The 2,198-nt window shown below is 54.4% G+C and carries 4 protein-coding genes; 2 read left to right on the top strand and 2 right to left on the bottom strand.

Annotation, left to right across the window (positions count from 1 at the left end):
* Positions 1–373 (bottom strand): hypothetical protein (locus tag ACOYNV_RS27740; protein WP_422903053.1); only part of this gene is annotated, 373 nt, incomplete at its 3' end.
* A 118-nt stretch (positions 374–491) separates the two neighbouring features.
* Positions 492–815 carry a helix-turn-helix domain-containing protein gene (locus tag ACOYNV_RS27735; protein ID WP_422903052.1) on the bottom strand — a complete coding sequence of 108 codons (324 nt, stop codon included), beginning with the start codon at positions 813–815 and terminating at the stop codon, positions 492–494.
* A 191-nt stretch (positions 816–1,006) separates the two neighbouring features.
* Between ACOYNV_RS27735 and ACOYNV_RS27730 the strand changes: the two genes are divergently transcribed.
* Together ACOYNV_RS27730 and ACOYNV_RS27725 are read left to right on the top strand one after the other, a co-directional pair.
* The gene (locus tag ACOYNV_RS27730; RefSeq protein WP_422903051.1) at positions 1,007–1,435 is read left to right on the top strand and encodes a helix-turn-helix domain-containing protein; all 429 of its coding nucleotides are present in this window, start codon (positions 1,007–1,009) and stop codon (positions 1,433–1,435) included.
* 64 nt (positions 1,436–1,499) lie between these two features.
* On the top strand, positions 1,500–1,910 hold the full coding sequence (locus ACOYNV_RS27725) for a hypothetical protein (protein WP_422903050.1): 411 nt from the start codon (positions 1,500–1,502) through the stop codon (positions 1,908–1,910).
* Positions 1,911–2,198: the final 288 nt, after the last annotated feature.

The raw sequence follows: 2,198 nt of genomic DNA, 5'->3' as shown, positions 1-2,198 counted from the left end.
GCTCCAACTTGCCGATCTCCGCATCGAGCGCATCCTTGCCGACCAGCACCTTGCAACCCCGCAAATCGGCCAGCCAGGCGATCAGTGCATGCGACGCCAAGGCCACTTCGAACGCCGGCAGATACTCCAGCGGAAAGCGCCAGCCTTCGCGGCTATCCGCCGTCCAGCTATCCAGTTGATGCTTGCTGATGTCGTGCCCGGTCAGCTCGCTCATGTGGGCAGCGATATCGACGCGGGAGCGCGGCGAGTCCTTCATCAAATCGGATAAAAGCTGGCGCAAACTCGGCCCAACGGCCAAGGCACCAGGGGTCGGATTACGCGGCACCGGAACCTCGAACAGGTCCAGCGTCATCGGATCACGACGGGTTTTCATTTCATTACCTGGCGGAACCAGCCGCCGCCGAAAGAAGCCACAACGCCGACGCCTTGCCGGTAACTCTTGGTTGCCAACAGGGTCCGCAGCCTTATCAGGGATATGCGGTTCGTCATGGCTATGCAGCCAGCCGATCATTGCCATTGCATTGGCGCATGGCTGCGGTACACTGAATCGAACGGATACCAGTAAGTTTGCGGGTTCCATCCGTCTCATAACGGCTTGGCCAGATCACCATCGGGTGAATCCCCAAGGCGTCTGCGATGCGCTTTTCGCCCTTCGGAAAGGAGCGCACCAGGGCTTGAGACAGCCCGCTTGGGTCCTTTAAGCCGTGTTCGAAAGCGATCCGGGAAAGCGTAGTTCCAGCCTTCCGGATGGCGGCCACAACATCGGCCGGGTGCCAGTCTTGCGGACTGGTATTTTTTGGCTTGCTTGGTTGCATTGTTGCTTCTCCTTGGTTGGTTGCCATGGGAAGTATTTAACTCCTTATTTGGAGTGATGTCAACGCGTTTGCCGTGCACAGATAACAATATTTGGAGTTATTTAAGTAATGGCTTTGTTTCCCTTTCCTATCAATAGCTTGTGCCTATCTGTGCACGGTTGTCCGTGCACAGATAGCGTGCACAGATAGCCATGGAGTTATCTGTGCACGGAATTGGGGGGCGTTTAAAGGCGTGGAGAGAGAAAAACAAGCTCACTCAGCCTGGCGCAGCCTCCTTATATGGAGTGAAGCCAAGCTCTTACCAGAAGTACGAAATGGGGCTAAGCGCGCCAGGGGCAGAAGCAATGGAAAAGTTCGTCCGCGCTGGAATCAACGCCAACTGGCTGCTCACCGGCGAAGGCCCGATGTTGCTCGCCGACCTGAAGCCGCCCCCTTTGCTTAACAAGCTAAACGTCGACGCCCTGGAAGCGATTTTTGAAGGCTCGTTCATTGCCGCTCCCAGGATGCCTCCAGAGCAACGGGCTGGCCTGTGCGCCAATCTATACAAGGGTTTGATCGATAGAGGAGAGATCACTCCAGACGGCATTGGCACCGGCGACCCGAACGCCCAAGCCGCCTGACTATAACTTTCGTCTAATACCAGTTTCCCGGTAGTTCTGGCATGCTTTCACCCCAGGGGGAAGCATGAAAAAACACCATTACACATGGGTGCTGGCGTTATCGATGATCGATACTTACCAGGCTAGTAACGCCGAAATCGACACCGAAGACCAGGGCGAGCAGCTCGCCAACGTCACCGCCAGGGCCGGCCACTTCCAGGGCGCAACCAACACCGCCGCCAACGACGCCCTGGTCGCTGCATATCTGTCTATTTTGCTCTTGGTTTATGTCTGGAATTGCGCCAACTACCGTGCAAACCTGCGCGTTATTGATAAAAACGGGATCATTCTGTGCCAAACACAAGAGTCCGCGTTTTTAACCCGCCAGTTCGCCGAAACCCTTGCCATTCAATGGCTGCGTGAAACAGGGCGGCTTTTTTTGGAGTCTGACACTCTGTGCCAAATGAACAGCCCCCTCACAGCTTACACACTTTGATAGTTTGTCGCAAGTATGCTGATAGCATATTTGCTGCGCTTACACACGCGCTTAGCGCAACTATCGAACACTTTGCATGCAACGGCATTCGGCATGGTGCTTTGTGCGCTTTAAGCACCCCTAACGCACGTCTGCGTGACTATGCTGCACTATTTTATCCCGTAAATTATTGAAGGTTGGCTGACTGCGTATTGCTTACACACTTACTTGATTGACCGAATGCACTAATGAACATAAGTAATAGCGCATAACCGAAGTGGAACGAATCTTGCTGCACGGGGTTAAATC

Source organism: Propionivibrio sp. (assembly GCF_049316945.1).
Classification (GTDB): Bacteria; Pseudomonadota; Gammaproteobacteria; order Burkholderiales; family Rhodocyclaceae; genus Propionivibrio.
This window is presented reverse-complemented; position numbering and strand designations above follow the sequence as displayed.